The organism is Phytohabitans flavus (genome assembly GCF_011764545.1).
Classification (GTDB): domain Bacteria; phylum Actinomycetota; class Actinomycetes; order Mycobacteriales; family Micromonosporaceae; genus Phytohabitans; species Phytohabitans flavus.
In genome coordinates, this window is record NZ_AP022870.1 from 9333746 (window position 1) to 9347781 (window position 14036).

Annotated in this window: 12 protein-coding genes and 1 pseudogene; 8 read left to right on the forward strand and 5 right to left on the reverse strand. The window is 72.4% G+C overall.

All coding sequences use genetic code 11. The features are described 5' to 3' along the window. Positions 1-22: 22 nt before the first annotated feature. The gene (locus Pflav_RS41570) at positions 23-577 is read left to right on the forward strand and encodes a hypothetical protein (RefSeq protein ID WP_173041956.1); all 555 of its coding nucleotides are present in this window, start codon (positions 23-25) and stop codon (positions 575-577) included. Positions 578-1781: 1204 nt separating this feature from the next. Here the strand turns inward: Pflav_RS41570 and Pflav_RS41575 are convergent. Continuing rightward, positions 1782-2465, reverse strand: a complete 684-nt coding sequence (locus tag Pflav_RS41575; protein ID WP_232072533.1) for a metal-dependent transcriptional regulator — start codon at positions 2463-2465, stop codon at positions 1782-1784. Positions 2466-2553: 88 nt separating this feature from the next. On the opposite strand from Pflav_RS41575, the gene Pflav_RS41580 reads away from it, so the two are divergent. The 6 genes and pseudogenes from Pflav_RS41580 (at position 2554) to Pflav_RS41605 (ending at position 9385) form a co-directional block, all read left to right on the forward strand. Further along, positions 2554-3378 carry a sulfurtransferase gene (locus tag Pflav_RS41580; RefSeq protein WP_173041958.1) on the forward strand — a complete coding sequence of 275 codons (825 nt, stop codon included), beginning with the start codon at positions 2554-2556 and terminating at the stop codon, positions 3376-3378. A 115-nt stretch (positions 3379-3493) separates the two neighbouring features. Next, positions 3494-4674, forward strand: a pseudogene (locus Pflav_RS41585) (acetoin utilization protein AcuC). Between the two features lie 111 nt (positions 4675-4785). Beyond that, positions 4786-5259, forward strand: a complete 474-nt coding sequence (locus tag Pflav_RS41590; protein WP_173041959.1) for an RNA polymerase sigma factor — start codon at positions 4786-4788, stop codon at positions 5257-5259. Beyond that, positions 5256-5894: a hypothetical protein gene (locus Pflav_RS41595; RefSeq protein WP_173041960.1), complete on the forward strand. Its 639-nt coding sequence runs from the start codon at positions 5256-5258 to the stop codon at positions 5892-5894. Before Pflav_RS41590 ends, Pflav_RS41595 begins: the two co-directional genes overlap by 4 nt. Further along, positions 5894-8548, forward strand: coding sequence for a bifunctional acetate--CoA ligase family protein/GNAT family N-acetyltransferase (locus tag Pflav_RS41600; protein ID WP_415624363.1), 2655 nt, complete (start codon positions 5894-5896; stop codon positions 8546-8548). Before Pflav_RS41595 ends, Pflav_RS41600 begins: the two co-directional genes overlap by 1 nt. A 51-nt stretch (positions 8549-8599) precedes the next feature. Next, positions 8600-9385, forward strand: a complete 786-nt coding sequence (locus Pflav_RS41605; RefSeq protein ID WP_173041961.1) for a methyltransferase domain-containing protein — start codon at positions 8600-8602, stop codon at positions 9383-9385. Positions 9386-9389: 4 nt separating this feature from the next. Here Pflav_RS41605 and sigB read toward each other — a convergent pair whose 3' ends face one another. Further along, the gene (gene sigB / locus Pflav_RS41610) at positions 9390-10355 is read right to left on the reverse strand and encodes an RNA polymerase sigma factor SigB (RefSeq protein ID WP_173041962.1); all 966 of its coding nucleotides are present in this window, start codon (positions 10353-10355) and stop codon (positions 9390-9392) included. 246 nt (positions 10356-10601) lie between these two features. Here sigB and Pflav_RS41615 point away from each other — a divergent pair, with 246 nt between their 5' ends. Further along, a complete protein-coding gene (locus Pflav_RS41615; protein WP_173041963.1) occupies positions 10602-11390 on the forward strand; it encodes a sporulation protein in 789 nt (262 codons plus the stop codon). Between the two features lie 282 nt (positions 11391-11672). Here the strand turns inward: Pflav_RS41615 and dtd are convergent, their stop codons facing one another. From dtd to Pflav_RS41630, 3 genes are read right to left on the reverse strand one after another with little or no spacing between them, the layout of a single operon-like run. Beyond that, a complete protein-coding gene (gene dtd, locus Pflav_RS41620) occupies positions 11673-12095 on the reverse strand; it encodes a D-aminoacyl-tRNA deacylase (protein WP_173041964.1) in 423 nt (140 codons plus the stop codon). A 4-nt stretch (positions 12096-12099) separates the two neighbouring features. Then, positions 12100-13560 (reverse strand): DUF7782 domain-containing protein, encoded by a 1461-nt coding sequence (locus Pflav_RS41625; RefSeq protein ID WP_173041965.1) that lies wholly within the window; start codon positions 13558-13560, stop codon positions 12100-12102. Next, positions 13561-14034: a cupin domain-containing protein gene (locus Pflav_RS41630; RefSeq protein ID WP_173041966.1), complete on the reverse strand. Its 474-nt coding sequence runs from the start codon at positions 14032-14034 to the stop codon at positions 13561-13563. Between the last annotated feature and the right edge of the window lie 2 nt (positions 14035-14036).

A 14036-nucleotide genomic window follows, 5' to 3' on the forward strand; every position in this document is an offset into this window, starting at 1 on the left:
GTCAGCCAGGAGGGCCACACCCGTGCGGACGCGTGCGCGACGCCTCAGCGCCAATCTCTTGCTGCTGCTCCTCGCCGGCTGTGGGGCGGAGGCCGCGGCCGACACGCCGCCCACGCCCGCGCCGGTGGCACCCGAGATCCCAGCGGCCGCGGCGGGCGGTGTCTGCCAGCTCCTCGACTACGTGCTGATCGAGCGGATCGTGGGCGTGAAGTTCGACATCGCGGCCGCGCAGAAGGTCGACAAGACCTACACCTGCGCCGTCCAGTCGATGGGCGCGCCCCGCCCCGACCTGGTGCTGTCGGTGACGGTGACGCAGGCCGACGCGGAGGTCTTCCAGGAGGAGCTGATCCCCGAGGGCGGCGCGAGCGTCAAGGGGCTCGGCAAGGCCGCATACCGCCAGGTCCGAGGCGCCGGCGGCACCGCCGGCCCAGGCGTCGAGGTGGGCTGGCTGACCGCCGACGCCCGGCTGATCGTCCTCCGCTACACCTTCCCCACCGGCCAGCCCAAGTCGGCCGCCGACGCACTGGCACCCAAGCTCGTCGCGCTGGCGAAGGAAATCAACCAGACAAGCGTCTAGCGGCTGCCCTTCTCGGCCAGCCTGCCCTTCTTGGGCGGCCTGGCCTTCTTGGGCGGGCCTGGCCCGGCGACACCAGGGCGCCGAGCTTTGGCCCATGTTCCGAGATTAGAGCTGCCGCGATGTCCGCGGTGGTTCGGACCGCTGCTCCCGCGGCCTCACCCTCCGCGGTACACAATCCAACCCGCCGCTGGCGGGCTGCGGCCTGCCCATTTTTCGCGCGCTGGTCTGGGCTGGCGGCTGGTCTCTGTTGATCGGCGCTTCTCTCTGACCGGAGCTGCGGCCGATCGCTGGCGTGCTCGGACGCTATCCCGCCGATCAAGGGAAACAGATCCTCTGCGGCTGCTGTAGAGGCGGCATGGACCCGATATGGAGCTGTGGCGTGCGGACAAGTCACTCAAAGCACCCGCCCCTGGGGCGTCGCCATGGCCAAGCCCAAGCGATCTAGAGATCTTTCGGGGGTCGGGGTCGGTCGGGGGCCGGAGGCCCCAGGTCCGCGTTGGCCTCCGCGCGAAAACGCCGATCAAGGCCATGACCGCGGGCTTCCCACGATCGGCGCAAACAGCACCCCCACAGCGCTGCGTCCGTGTCGAGAAATTGCCCCTCCAGAGCCTGTCGCAAAATTGCCCGACTACAGCGTGTGTCGAGAAAAACACGGCTGTGTCCGCCGCTGGCCGCCGAACGGCGGCCGGCGAGGGTCAACGAGACCCTCATTTCAAGCGAATCTGGCGATTCTGCGACAGGCTCTCCAGGGGAAATTTCTCGACACGGACGGCCAGAGCACCACCGATCAAGGCCACGCCACCCACTCGACGGTGCCGGCCGTCCACGACCGTCGCCTTGATCGGCGCAGTGGGGTCAGAGCGCGTAGCGATCAAGGAAACATGCGACAAGGGCTCGCCAGCTCCGGGCATCGCGCCCGCCAGCGATGGCCTTATCGCCAGGGACGCCGGCCTGGTCTGGATTGTGGACCGCGGAGGGTGAGGCCGCGGGAGCAGCGGTCCGGACCACGACGAGCGCCGCGGTAGCTCAAATCTTTCATCAGGCAATGAGCCCGCAGCCACCCTTGTTGGCGGACCCAATGAACCCCACTCCGAAAGATCTCTAGTCGACTTGTTGCTGCCAGGGCGGCCCGCCGCTCGCGGGACCTGGCGTCGCTGGGACGAGGGTCTGGGGAACAGGGGCCCGGCGTAGAGCGGGTGAGCGGCTAGCGGGCCGCCACGAAGACTCGGGAGGCCACCTCGCGGGGGAGGCGGATCTTGTCGCCCGAGCGGTCGATGGTCACGCCGTCGCGCTCCTGGGCCACCGTGACCGTCACGCCCGGGTCGACGCCGGCGGCGTGGAGCTGGCGGAGCACGTCGGAGTCGGTCTGCACGCTCTCGCAGATGCGCCGCACCACCACCTGGCCGGTGAGGCCGGGGAACGCGAGATTGCGCTCGCCGCCCTCCTCACCCGTCGCCGGGCTCGTCCCGTTACCGAGGGCGTCGAGGCCGGGGATCGGGTTGCCATACGGCGAGCGGGTCGGGCGGTTGAGCAGCTCGTAGACCTTCTTCTCCACCGTGTCGCTCATCACGTGCTCCCACCGGCAGGCCTCCTCGTGGGCCTCCTCGTAAGGCATGCCGATCACGTTGACCAGGAGGAGCTCGGCGAGGCGGTGCTTGCGCATGACCGAGACGGCGTGGGACCGGCCGGAGTTGGTGAGCTGGAGGTGGCGGTCACCCTCGACAGTGAGAAGACCGTCCCGCTCCATGCGGGCGACGGTCTGGCTGACGGTGGGGCCGCTTTGGTGCAGCCGCTCGGCGATCCGGGCACGCAGCGGCGGCACACCCTCCTCTTCCAACTCGAGGATGGTCTTCAGGTACATCTCAGTGGTGTCGACCAAGTCGTTCACAGTGCAGCCCTCCCCGCACCATGCTACCCCTGCGGGACGGCGCAGCCTGTCCCGCGGCGCGGCCCCGGGCGGTGGTTGACTGGACCGCGTGGCCGAACAAAACGATCTTATCGTGGATGCCCCCGACCTCGCGACAAAGCTGACGGAGACGACAGTCATCGATGTCCGGTGGCGCCTGGCCGGCCCGCCCGGCCGGGACGACTATGCCGCGGGTCACCTGCCCGGCGCCGTCTTCCTGGACCTCGACGCGGACCTCTGCGGCCCGCCCGGCGAAGGCGGGCGTCACCCGCTGCCCGACCCTGACGACCTCCAGCGGGTGCTGCGGGCGGCCGGGGTGCGCGCCGGACACCCCGTGGTCGTGTACGACCTGGGCGACGGCCTCCCCGCCGCCCGCGCCTGGTGGACGCTGCGCTGGGCGGGACATGACGAGGTGCGGGTGCTCGACGGCGGCTTCCCGGCCTGGGTGGCGGCGGGGCTTCCGGTCACCACCGAGGTGCCCACCCCCGCGCCCGGCGACATCACCGTACGGCCGGGTGGCATGCCGGTACTCGACGCCGCGGCGGCCGGCCGCCTCGCCGCCGAGGGGGTGCTCGTCGACGTGCGTGCTGCGCCCCGCTACCGCGGCGAGGTCGAGCCGGTCGACCCGGTCGCCGGGCACATCCCGGGCGCGGTCAACCTCCCGACCACCGACCATCTCGAGGCCGACGGCCGGTTGCGCGCCGCCGACGCCATCCGGTCGCGGTTCGCGGAGGTCGGCGTCGACGAGGGGGTACGCGTTGGCGCGTACTGCGGCTCCGGAATCACCGCCGCGCACACCGTCCTCGCGCTCAACCTGGCCGGTCGCACCGATGCCGCGCTCTATGTGGGGTCGTGGAGCGAGTGGATCACGGACCCCGACCGCCCGGTGGCCTGAACCGACTGGCCCTCCTCGCGCGGCCCCGGCGTCGCGACGCCGGGCCCGACCGCGACCCGGAGCGGTGGCTGGCCGGGCGGCGTACCACTCCTCATCCGCGTGCGACGATGAACCGATGAGCGACAGCACGGTTGTGGTGTGGGACGAGGCCCTGCTGGCGTACAACCTGGGCGACCACCCACTCGACCCGGTCCGCGTGGAGCTGACCATCGCGCTCGCCCGTGAGCTGGGCATCCTCGACCGGCCGGGCGTGCGCGTCGTCGCACCGAAGCCGGCCGACGACGCCGCGCTCGCCCGGGTGCACCGCACCGACTACATCGACGCGGTACGGGCCGCGCCGGACGATCCGTTCTTCAACGGGTGGGGACTGAACAGCCCCGACAACCCCGTCTTCGACGGCATGCACGAGGCGAGCGCGCTCGTCTGCGGCGCCACGCTCGCGGCCGCGGAGGCGGTGTGGCGCGGCGAGGCACGCCGCGCGGTCAACATCGCCGGTGGGCTCCACCACGCGATGCCGGCGCGGGCGGCCGGCTTCTGCGTGTACAACGACCCGGCCGTAGCCATCGCCCGGCTGCTCGACCTGGGCGCGGAGCGGGTCGCGTACGTCGACATCGACGTACATCACGGCGACGGTGTGCAGACGATCTTCTACGACGACCCGCGCGTGCTCACGGTCAGCCTGCACGAGACGCCGATCTCGCTCTTTCCCGGCACCGGCTTCCCGGAGGAGATCGGCGGCAAGGGTGCGCAGGGCACGTCGGTCAACGTGGCACTGCCGCCGGGGACGTCCGACCGCGGCTGGCTGCGCGCGTTCCACGCGGTGGTGCCGTCGGTGGTACGCGCGTTCCGTCCGCAGGTGATCTTCGCCCAGTGCGGCGCCGATAGCCACCGCCTCGACCCGCTGGCCGACCTCCGCCTGTCGGTCGATGGCCAGCGCGCCGCCCACCTCGCCCTGCGCGGGCTCGCCGACGAGCTGTGCGAGGGCAAGTGGATCGCCACCGGCGGCGGCGGGTACGCGCTTGTCGAGGTCGTCCCGCGCACCTGGACCCACCTGCTCGCGGCGGCCACGGGCGACCCGATCGACCCGGCGACGCTGACCCCGCTCGGGTGGCGCGAGCTGGCCAAACGCCGCCGGCCGAGGCGCGACGTGCCGCTGCGCATGACCGACGACGAGCCCGCCGTGTACCAGCCGTGGCAGCCGGAAAGCGAGCCGGACGCGGTCGACCGCGCGATCATGGCCACCCGCAAGGCCGTCTTCCCCTGCACGGCCTGGACCCCCACGACCCGCGCGACTGACCAGGGCTGGCCCGGCGGGCGTCGTTGCCGAGCCGTGATCTTCCGGGTAAAGGTCGCGGCCGGCCCAGCCGTTGATGAGGCGACACAGGAGTGAAGCCAGCGGCGGGGTGCATGGACGACTTCGGCGAGTTCTACGCGGTCACGAAGGATGGCGTGTTCCGCGCGATCCTGGTCGCCACCGGGGATCGGGCAGGTGCGGAGGACGCGAGCGCGGAGGCGTACGCCCGGGCGTGCGCGCGGTGGTCGCGGCTCCGCGAGCACCCGAACCCGAAGGCGTGGGTCCTGCGCACCGCCCTCAACGTGCGGCGGTCCTGGTGGCGCCGGACCAGGCGGGAGCTGCTCGGCGCGGTACCCGAGCATGGGGCCGAAGACACGGCGAGCATCGACCTCGACGCGGACCTGCGGCGCGCGGTGGCCGCCCTGCCGACCCGCCAGCGTGAGGTGGTGGCGCTGCGGGTGCTCGCCGACCTCAGCGCGGAGGACACCGGCGAGCTGCTTGGCATCGCGCCGGCGACCGTGCACGTACACCTGCACCGCGCCCTGTCGGCGCTCCGGCTTCAATTCGGCGAGGAGGTTGTGGGATGAACGTCGAGGACATCGTGCGGGCGCACGCCGACGAGCGGCTCGCGGTGCCGCTGGCCGAGATCGAACGCCGGGCCGGCCGGCGGCCACGGCGGTTCGCGTACGCGGGCGTCGCCGTCGCCATCGCGCTCGCCGCGGTGGTCGGGATCGGGGCCGTGCCGTCCGAGCCGGACCCGGCACCCACTGCCGCCGCACTCGACAGCGAGGCCTTCGCCCGCTTCTGCGCCGCGGAGCAGGAGCGCGTGCATCCGCTCATGGCGTTGCCACCGCTGCGGTTCCGGCTCCAGGACGGGGATTTCGTCGTGTGGGTGTACGGCCACCGGGGGCGGATCGTGACCTGCCGGCGGGACGGGATCGTGACCTACGAACCGCCCTCCGGCGGGTGGACAGAAACCCTCCGGCCGCGGGTCCTGGCGCCGGAGGGACCGCTGTCCTGGGTCGTGGGGATGATCCCGAGGGGCACCGAGCGGGTCGAGGTGGTGCTGCCCAGCGGTCGGACCGTCCCGGCCGATACGAACGAGGAGTTCTACGCGGCCTCCTGGACCGGTGAGGCGGCGATGCCCGTGAAGGTCGTGGCCACCACCCGTGACCAAATCTTCACGTTTGAGGACGGCTACACAAGTGCCCGCCCGCGATAGTGCGACCACGGGCGGCTGGGCGAGGCCATGATGGAGGCGTGACCCCACCCGTGCGGGACCGGTCCGCGGACGTGCTGTTGAGCGACGGCACCACCGTCCACCTGCGACAGATCCGGCCGGAGGACGCGGCCGGGATCGTCGCGATGCACTCGCGGTTTTCCGAGCGCACCCGCTACCTTCGCTACTTCTCGCCGTACCCGCGCATCCCCGAACGCGACCTGCGGCGCTTCGTCAACGTCGACCACCTCGCGCGCGAGGCCTTCGTCGTGGAGGCGGGTGAGCGGATCCTCGCGGTCGGCCGGTACGAGCGGCTCGGACCCGAGGCCGTGGACGCCGAGGTGGCGTTCGTGGTCGAGGACGCCTACCAGGGGCGCGGCATCGGCTCGGTGCTGCTGGAGCACCTCGCGGCGGCGGCGCGGGAGGCGGGGCTCCGCCGGTTCGTCGCCGAGGTGCTGCCGGAAAACTCCGCGATGCTGCGGGTCTTCGCCGATGCCGGTTACCAGGTCCAGCGGCAGTACGCGGACGGCGTCGTGCACCTCACCTTCCCGATCGCGCTGACTGAGCAGTCACTCGAGGTGCAGTGGCGGCGGGAGCAACGGGCCGAGGCACGGTCGATCGCGCGGCTGCTCAGCCCCCGCGGCGTCGCCGTGTACGGAGCGAGCGCGAGCGGCCACGGCGTCGGCGCGGCGATCCTCGGGCACCTGCGGGACGGTGGCTTCACCGGCGCGATCCACCCGATCCACCCCAGGGCGCGGCTGGTGGGCGGCCTGCCCGCACTCCGCTCCGCGCGCCTCGCCGAGGGCATCGACCTCGCGGTGGTGGCGGTGCGACCGGAGGAGGTGCCCGGCGTGGTCGACGACGCGGCCGCCGCCGGCGTGCACGGCCTCGTCGTGGTTTCGGCCGGGTTCGCCGAGGCGGGTACCGAGGCCGGGGCCGCCGCCGAGCGCGAGCTCACCCGCGCGGCCCACGCCGCGGGCATGCGGGTGGTCGGGCCGAACTGTCTCGGCGTGGCAAACACCAACGAGGGGGTACGCCTCAACGCCACGCTCGCCCCGCGCCTGCCGCTGCCGGGCCGGGCCGGGTTCTTCAGCCAGTCGGGTGCGCTGGGTGTGGCGCTGCTGGCCGAAGCGGACCGGCGCGGGCTGGGGCTGTCCAGCTTCGTCTCGGCCGGCAACCGCGCCGACGTCTCCGGCAACGACCTGCTCCAGTACTGGGAGGACGACCCGGCGACCGACGTGATCCTGCTGTACTTGGAGACCTTCGGAAACCCGCGCAAGTTCGCCCGGCTGGCCCGCCGGATCGGGCGCACCAAACCAATCGTCGCGGTAGCGTCGCCGGCCCGCCCTGCGGGACTCCCGGGGCTCTCTCGGTCGCGCTCGCTTCGCTCGCTGGGCGGCCCGGATGGCCGGCGCGATCCGGCCTCGTCGCTTCGCTCCTCGGATCGGATCTTGCCGGCCACCGGGCCGGACCGGGAGGGGGTCGCCGCGCTCTTCGCGCACGCCGGCGTGATCCGGGTGGACACCGTGGCCGAGCTCTTCGACGTGGGCGTGCTGCTGGCCCACCAGCCGCTGCCGGCCGGCCGCCGGGTCGGCATCGTGGGCAACTCGACCGCGCTGACCCGCCTCGCCATGGCCGCCTGCGCGGACGGCGGGCTGGCGGTGGCCGAGGGGTACCCGCGGGACGTACCGCCGCAGGCCGGCGCGCACGACTTCGGCGACGTGCTCGCCGAGGCGGCCACCGACCCGGGTGTGGACGCGCTCGTCGTGGTCGTCGCGCCGCCGGTGCCGGGCCAGCTGTCCGATGAGGACGCCGACTTCGCCACCGCGCTGGCGAGCGTGGCGCTGGCCGGGGACAAGCCGGCCGTCGCGACGTCCCTTGTGGACAAGATGCCGGCGGGCGTCGCGGCGTACCCGTCGGTGGAGGAGGCGGTGCGCGCGCTGGCGCGGGTCTGCGGGTACGCCGACTGGCTGCGCCGTCCACCCGGGACAGTGCCCGAGGTGATCACGGTGGACTCGTTCGACGTGCTGACGGCGTACGGAATCGAGGTGGCACCCTCGCTACCCGCCGAGTCGGCGGCGGAGGCGGTCACCGCGTCGGACCGGCTGGGGTACCCGGTGGCGCTCAAGTCGGCCGGTGAGGCGCTGCGGCACCGGCTCGACCTCGGCGCGGTCCGCCTCAGCCTGCCCGACGAGTCGGCCGTCGGGCGGGCGTACGCGGAGATGGCCGAGCTGTTCGGGCCGGGCGTGCTGGTGCAGGCGATGGTCCCGCCCGGCGTGGCCTGCGTGGTGGAGCTGACGGAGGACCCGGCGTTCGGGCCGGTGGTGGGCTTCGGGCTGGGCGGGGTGGCCACCGAGCTGCTCGGCGACCGGGTGTGGCGGCCGGCCCCGCTCACCGACCGGGACGCCGCCGCGATGGTCGACGAGCCGCGGGCCGCACCGCTGCTGCGCGGCTACCGGGGCGCCGCGCCGGTCGACCGGGAGGCGCTGGCCCAGCTGCTGATCCGGGTGGGGCGGCTGGCCGACGAGCGGCCGGAGGTACGCGAGCTGCGGCTCAACCCCGTCCTGGCCCGCCCGGACGGCCTGTCGGTACTGCACGCCGAGGTGGTGCTCGGCCCGCCCGCGGTGCGTCCGGAGACAGCCCCGCGCCATCTCTGATACTGGGAATTGTCTCCCAGATTCTGGACCGAGAGCGTTAGCGTGCTGGTCATGGCGACGTACACGCACGGGCACCACGAGTCGGTCCTGCGCTCGCACAGGTGGCGCACCGCGGAGAATTCGGCGGCGTACCTGCTCGGCCACCTCGCGCCCGGGCTCGCCGTGCTCGACGTGGGATGCGGCCCCGGCACGATCACCGCGGACCTAGCTCAGCTCGTCGCGCCCGGCCGGGTAACGGCGGTGGACGTGTCCGAGGCGGTGCTCGACGAGGCGCGCCGGGCGGCCGGTCTGGCTAACGTCGAGTTCGCGCTGGCCGACGTGCACGCGCTGGACTTCCCGGACGACTCGTTCGACGTCGTACACGCCCACCAGGTGCTCCAGCACGTCGGCGACCCGGTGGCGGCGCTCCGGGAGATGCGACGGGTCTGCCGGCCGGGCGGGATCGTGGCCGCGCGCGACTCCGACTACGCGGCGATGACCTGGTACCCCGAGGTGCCCGAGCTGGACGCGTGGCTGGCGCTGTACCGCGAAGTGGCCCAGCACAACGGCGGCGAGCCGGACGCCGGCCGGCGGCTGCACGCGTGGGCGCGGCGGGCCGGGTTTCGCGAGGTGACCGGGTCGGCGTCGGTGTGGTGCTTCGCCACCGGCGAGGACCGGACCTGGTGGAGCGGCATGTGGGCGGAGCGGATCACGCACTCGGCCATCGCCGGCCAGGCGCTCGCGGCAGGGTACCCGCAGGAGGAGCTGGACCGGATCTCCGAAGGCTGGCGGAAATGGGGCGCCGTGGAGGACGGCTGGTTTTCCGTCCTCCACGGCGAGGTGCTCTGTCGCCCGTGAGGCGTCAGGAGGCGTAGGCCTCCAGACGCTTCGCGCGGCTGGGGTGGCGCAGCTTCAGCAGCGTGACCTTTTCGATCTGGCGGATCCGCTCGCGGGAGAGGCCGAACTCGCGGCCCACCTCGTCGAGCGTGCGCTGGCGGCCGTCGTCGAGGCCGAAGCGGAGGCGGATCACGGCCTGCTCCCGCTGGGAGAGCGTGGCGAGCACGATCTCGACCTCGCTGCGCAGCTCTCCCTGCGCGACGCTGTCGCCCGGCTCCTCGCGGGGGTCGACGCCCGCCACGAAGTCACCGAGCGCGCTCTCGCCGTCTTCGCCCACGGCCTGGTCGAGGCTGACCGGCTCCCGGTCGTACGAGATCAGCTCGATCACCTGGAACTCCGGCACGCTCATCGCCTTGGCGATCTCGGCGATCGTGGGCTCGTGGCCGAGCGTGGTGCTGAGGTCGCGGCGGGCGCGCACCATGCGGTTCACCTGCTCGACCATGTGCACCGGAATCCGGATGGTGCGGGCCTGGTCGGCCATGGCGCGGGTGATGGCTTGGCGGATCCACCAGGTGGCGTAGGTGGAGAATTTGTAGCCCTTGGTGTAGTCGAATTTTTCGACGGCGCGGATGAGGCCGAGGTTGCCTTCCTGGATGAGGTCGAGGAAGGCCATTCCGCGACCGGTGTAGCGCTTGGCGATGCTGACCACCAGCCGCAGGTTGGCCTCGAGTAGGTGGTCCTTTGCCGCGCGACCCTCGACCGCGATGGTCGCCAGGTCCTCCCGTATGGCCGGCGGAAGCGTCGCGTCGGCGAGCTTCTCCTCGGCGAAGAGCCCGGCCTCGATGCGCTTGGCCAGCTCGACCTCCTGAACGGCGGTGAGCAGTTTGGTCCGACCGATACCGTTCAGATATGCCCGGACCAGGTCGGCCGACACTCCGCGCTCGTCCGTGGCATCGAGGTCGGCATCGAGGGTGAGCTCGTTGTCGTTCATTTGCAGGACCACCTTTAGTCGCCTCCCCGCGTCGACAAGTGGCACGCGTCCCAGCCGCCTGAGTGGCGCTGGTGAGAAAAGCTTGGCGGTCGGGGCGTGAAGCGGGAGTGAGGCGAGCGTTCCGTGGCACTAATCCGGTAGTTGAATAGCCCGGCGTACGCCTTTTGGGGGAAATGTCGGCGGTTGCTGCCTGGGGTTAGTGTGCTGGGGTCGCAATAGCTCTAACCCCAGGTCCGGGAGGACGACGTGGTCTTCAAGCGCATGTTGCAGGCGATGGGCGTGGGAGGCCCGTCGGTGGAGACGGTGCTCAGCAACCCCAACTGCCGTCCAGGTGGCTACCTGGAGGGCCAGGTGCACGTGGTCGGCGGCGACCACCCGGTCGACGTCGAGTACGTGGCCGTTGGCCTGGTCACGCGGGTCGAGGTGGAGAGCGGCGACTCTGAGTACGACACCACCCAGGAGTTCCACCGCCAGCGCCTGACCGGCTCGTTCCGGCTGGTCCCGGGCGGGCGCCACGACGTGCCGTTCCGGTTCGGCGTGCCGTGGGAGACCCCGATCACCGAGCTGTACGGGCAGCACCTGCACGGTATGACCATGGGCCTGCGCACGGAGCTCGAGGTGGCCCGCGCGGTCGACAAGGGTGACCTGGACGCGGTTGCGGTGCACCCGCTGCCGGCCCAGGAGCGGATCCTGGACGCCCTGCTCAGGCTCGGTTTCCGCTTCAGCCGGGCCGACGTCGAGCGGGGCCGCATCTACGGGGTGCAGCAGGCGCTGCCGTTCTACCAGGAGATCGAGTTCTACCCGGCGCCGCAGTACGCGCGGGCGTTCAACCAGCTCGAGGTCACCTTCCTGCCCACGCCGACCCAACTCCAGGTCGTGCTGGAGCTCGACAAACGGGCCGGCGTCTTCACCGAGGGCCGCGACGCGTTCGGCCGCTTCACGGTGGACTACGCGGGAGCCGAGCAGGCCGACTGGGCCAGCCAACTGGACGGCTGGCTCCGCCAGTCGGCTCAACGTCGGGGCCTGTTCTTCTAAATCTCGTTCTTTCTCAATCTCGAAACAACGAAGCCCGCCGCCGACCGCGGCGGGCTTCGTCATGCAACGCACCCTCGCCGCAGACAGAGCAGAATCCGAGCTACCGCGACGTCCGCGGTGGTCCAGACCGCCGCTCCCGCAGCCTCACCCTCCGCGCTTCACAACCCACCGCCGCCCGCCGCGCAGCCAGTCCCAGAAGAACGCTGGATCTAGTCGACTCTATTTCTATGGAGTGTGTGTGGATCAATGCAGGCTGGATGGATGTCCGGGGCGAAAGCGCGCCTAAATGTCGAGGAGGATTGTCCGAGGGCCTACGTTGACGCTTTCCACGAGCATGTGGGCGCGGAAGCGGCCGGTGGCGACCTTCGCGCCGCGGGACTCCAGGGCCTTGACGAACGCGATCACCAGTGGCTCGGCGACCTCGGCCGGGGCGGCCGCGCCCCACGACGGGCGGCGGCCCTTGCGGGCGTCGCCGTAGAGGGTGAACTGGCTGACCACCAGCACCGGCGCGTCCAGGTCGGCGGCTGAGCGTTCCTCGTCGAGGATGCGCATCTCCCACACCTTGCGGGCCATGGTCTCGGCGGTCGCGGGCGTGTCCGAGTGGGTGACCCCGAGGAGCACCAGCAGGCCCTCCTCGATCTCGCCGACCACCTCGCCGTCGACCGTCACGCTCGCCCGGCCGACGGTCTGTACGACAGCGCGCATCCGGTCAGTCCTCCGGGAGCAGGATGCCGCGCTCCACCAGGTGGGCGACGATCGGCACCGCGGCCTCGGCGAGGTCGGACTCGGTCACCTCGTGCGCGACCGCCAGCACGCTGATCTGGTCGCGCAGCGGCACCTGCCCGTCGCAGCCGCCCACCAGCGCCAGCACCAGCGGGTCGATCTCCTCGCTCCAGCGCAGGCCGTGCGGCATCGCCAGCACCTGCCGGTCCACCGCCCAGCCCTCGGGCCCCATCGTGGCCTCCTGCCGCAGCTGCAAGCCCTCGGCCGCCCGGTAGCGCTGGGCGAGGAGGCCGGCCGCGTCGTGTACCCGGAGGAACTGCTGGCGGTCGAACCAGGCCGCCACCTGCGCGCCCAGCGGGCCCGCGACCTGCTGGCGCAGGTCTTCGATCCGGACCACCGGGTCGTCGGTGCCGGAGCGGCGGAGGGTGATCAACCCGAAGCCCACGGCCTCGATCTTGTTGGCGTCGAACCAGTCGAGCCACTCGGCCTTGCGGGCTGGGTCGCGCACCTCGCCCGCGTCGGATATCCACAGATCCACGTAGGACACCGGATCGGCCACCTCGCGCTGGATCACCCACGCGTCGAGGCCGGTGCCGGCCACCCACCCGGCCACGCGGTCGCCCCAGTCCTCGCCGGTGACGTACGCCCAGTTGGCCAGGTACTGCATCGTGCCGCCCTCGGTCAGCAGGTCCGGCGCGGCGGCGGCCAGCTCGGCGGCCAGGGCGTCGCTCGGGCGCCCAGAGTCGCGGTACGCGTGGGTGGCCGTCCCCGGCCCCACCACGAACGGCGGGTTGCTCACCACAAGGTCGAAGCGGCGCCCCGCGACCGGCGCGACCATGTCACCGCGCAGCAGCTCCCAGTCCATGCCGTTGAGCGCGGCGGTCGTGGCGGCGAAGCTGAGCGCCCGCTCACTCACATCGGTGCCGGTCACGGTGGTGGCGTGCTGGGTGAGGTGCAGCGCCTGCACCCCGCAGCCGACGCCCAGGTCGAGCGCCGACCCCACCGGGCGGCGGATCGTGGCGCCGGCCAGCGTGGTGGAGGCGCCGCCCACGCCGAGTACGTGGTCGGGCGCGAGCGGTATGCCGGGATGTGCCGCGGCGGGCAGGTCGGCGAGGACCCACCACGAGTCGCCGTACGCCTCCAGGTCGAGCCCCTGCCGCAGCCCGTCGCCGTGTGGCACGACGAGCCCGGCGGCCAGCGCGTCGGCGAGGGGGAGCGGCGCGAACGCGGCCTCCACGGCGGCGGTCGGCTCGGTCTGCCCGCACACGAAGAGCCGGATCAGCGTGGCCAGCGGGTCACGGTCGGCGGTGGCGCGCAGCGCGGCCCGGAAGTCGTTGCGGGACACGCCCGCGGTCGCCGCCGGGCCGAGGCGCTCGGCGATGCCGCTGGCGGTGTAGTCGGTCAGGGCGGTACGGAGCTGATCGACGCCCTTGTCGGTGAGAAGCATCTAGTCCATCCGGAAGTCTGCGAAGTCGAAGCCGGGCGCCACCACGCAGCTGACCAGCACCGGCTGGTCGCCAGCGGGCACCGCGGCCTGCCACACGCCGCCCGGCACCAGCACCTGCGGGCGCTGGCCGGCGGCGATGTCGTTGCCCAGGATGGCGGTCTCCTGGTCCTGGACCGAGCCGGCGACCGCGACCTCGGGCTCGCGGAGGGAGCGCCAGGCGGCGGTACCGTGCATGCGCAGCTCCAGCGGGCCGCCCGAGTGCCACAGCCACAGCTCGTCCGAGCGCACCACGTGCCACCGCGACTCCTCGCCGGGGTGGAGCAGGAAGTAGATCGCGGTGGCGGCGCGGCGTGGCCCGCCGTAGCCTTCCGGCTCGAACGCGTGGTCGCTGCGCCAGGTCTCCCGGAACCACCCGCCCTCCGGGTGCGGAGCGAGGTCGAGCTGCTCGGCGAGCGGCGGTCGTGGTGTCGTCACGG

Coding starts and splice junctions, on each gene's coding strand:
- dtd (WP_173041964.1), bottom strand. CDS start 12,095: ATGCGCGCTGTCGTACAGACCGTCGGCCGGGCGAGCGTGACGGTCGAC.
- Pflav_RS41590 (WP_173041959.1), top strand. CDS start 4,786: ATGGACGACTTCGGCGAGTTCTACGCGGTCACGAAGGATGGCGTGTTC.
- Pflav_RS41625 (WP_173041965.1), bottom strand. CDS start 13,560: ATGCTTCTCACCGACAAGGGCGTCGATCAGCTCCGTACCGCCCTGACC.
- sigB (WP_173041962.1), bottom strand. CDS start 10,355: ATGAACGACAACGAGCTCACCCTCGATGCCGACCTCGATGCCACGGAC.
- Pflav_RS41595 (WP_173041960.1), top strand. CDS start 5,256: ATGAACGTCGAGGACATCGTGCGGGCGCACGCCGACGAGCGGCTCGCG.
- Pflav_RS41605 (WP_173041961.1), top strand. CDS start 8,600: ATGGCGACGTACACGCACGGGCACCACGAGTCGGTCCTGCGCTCGCAC.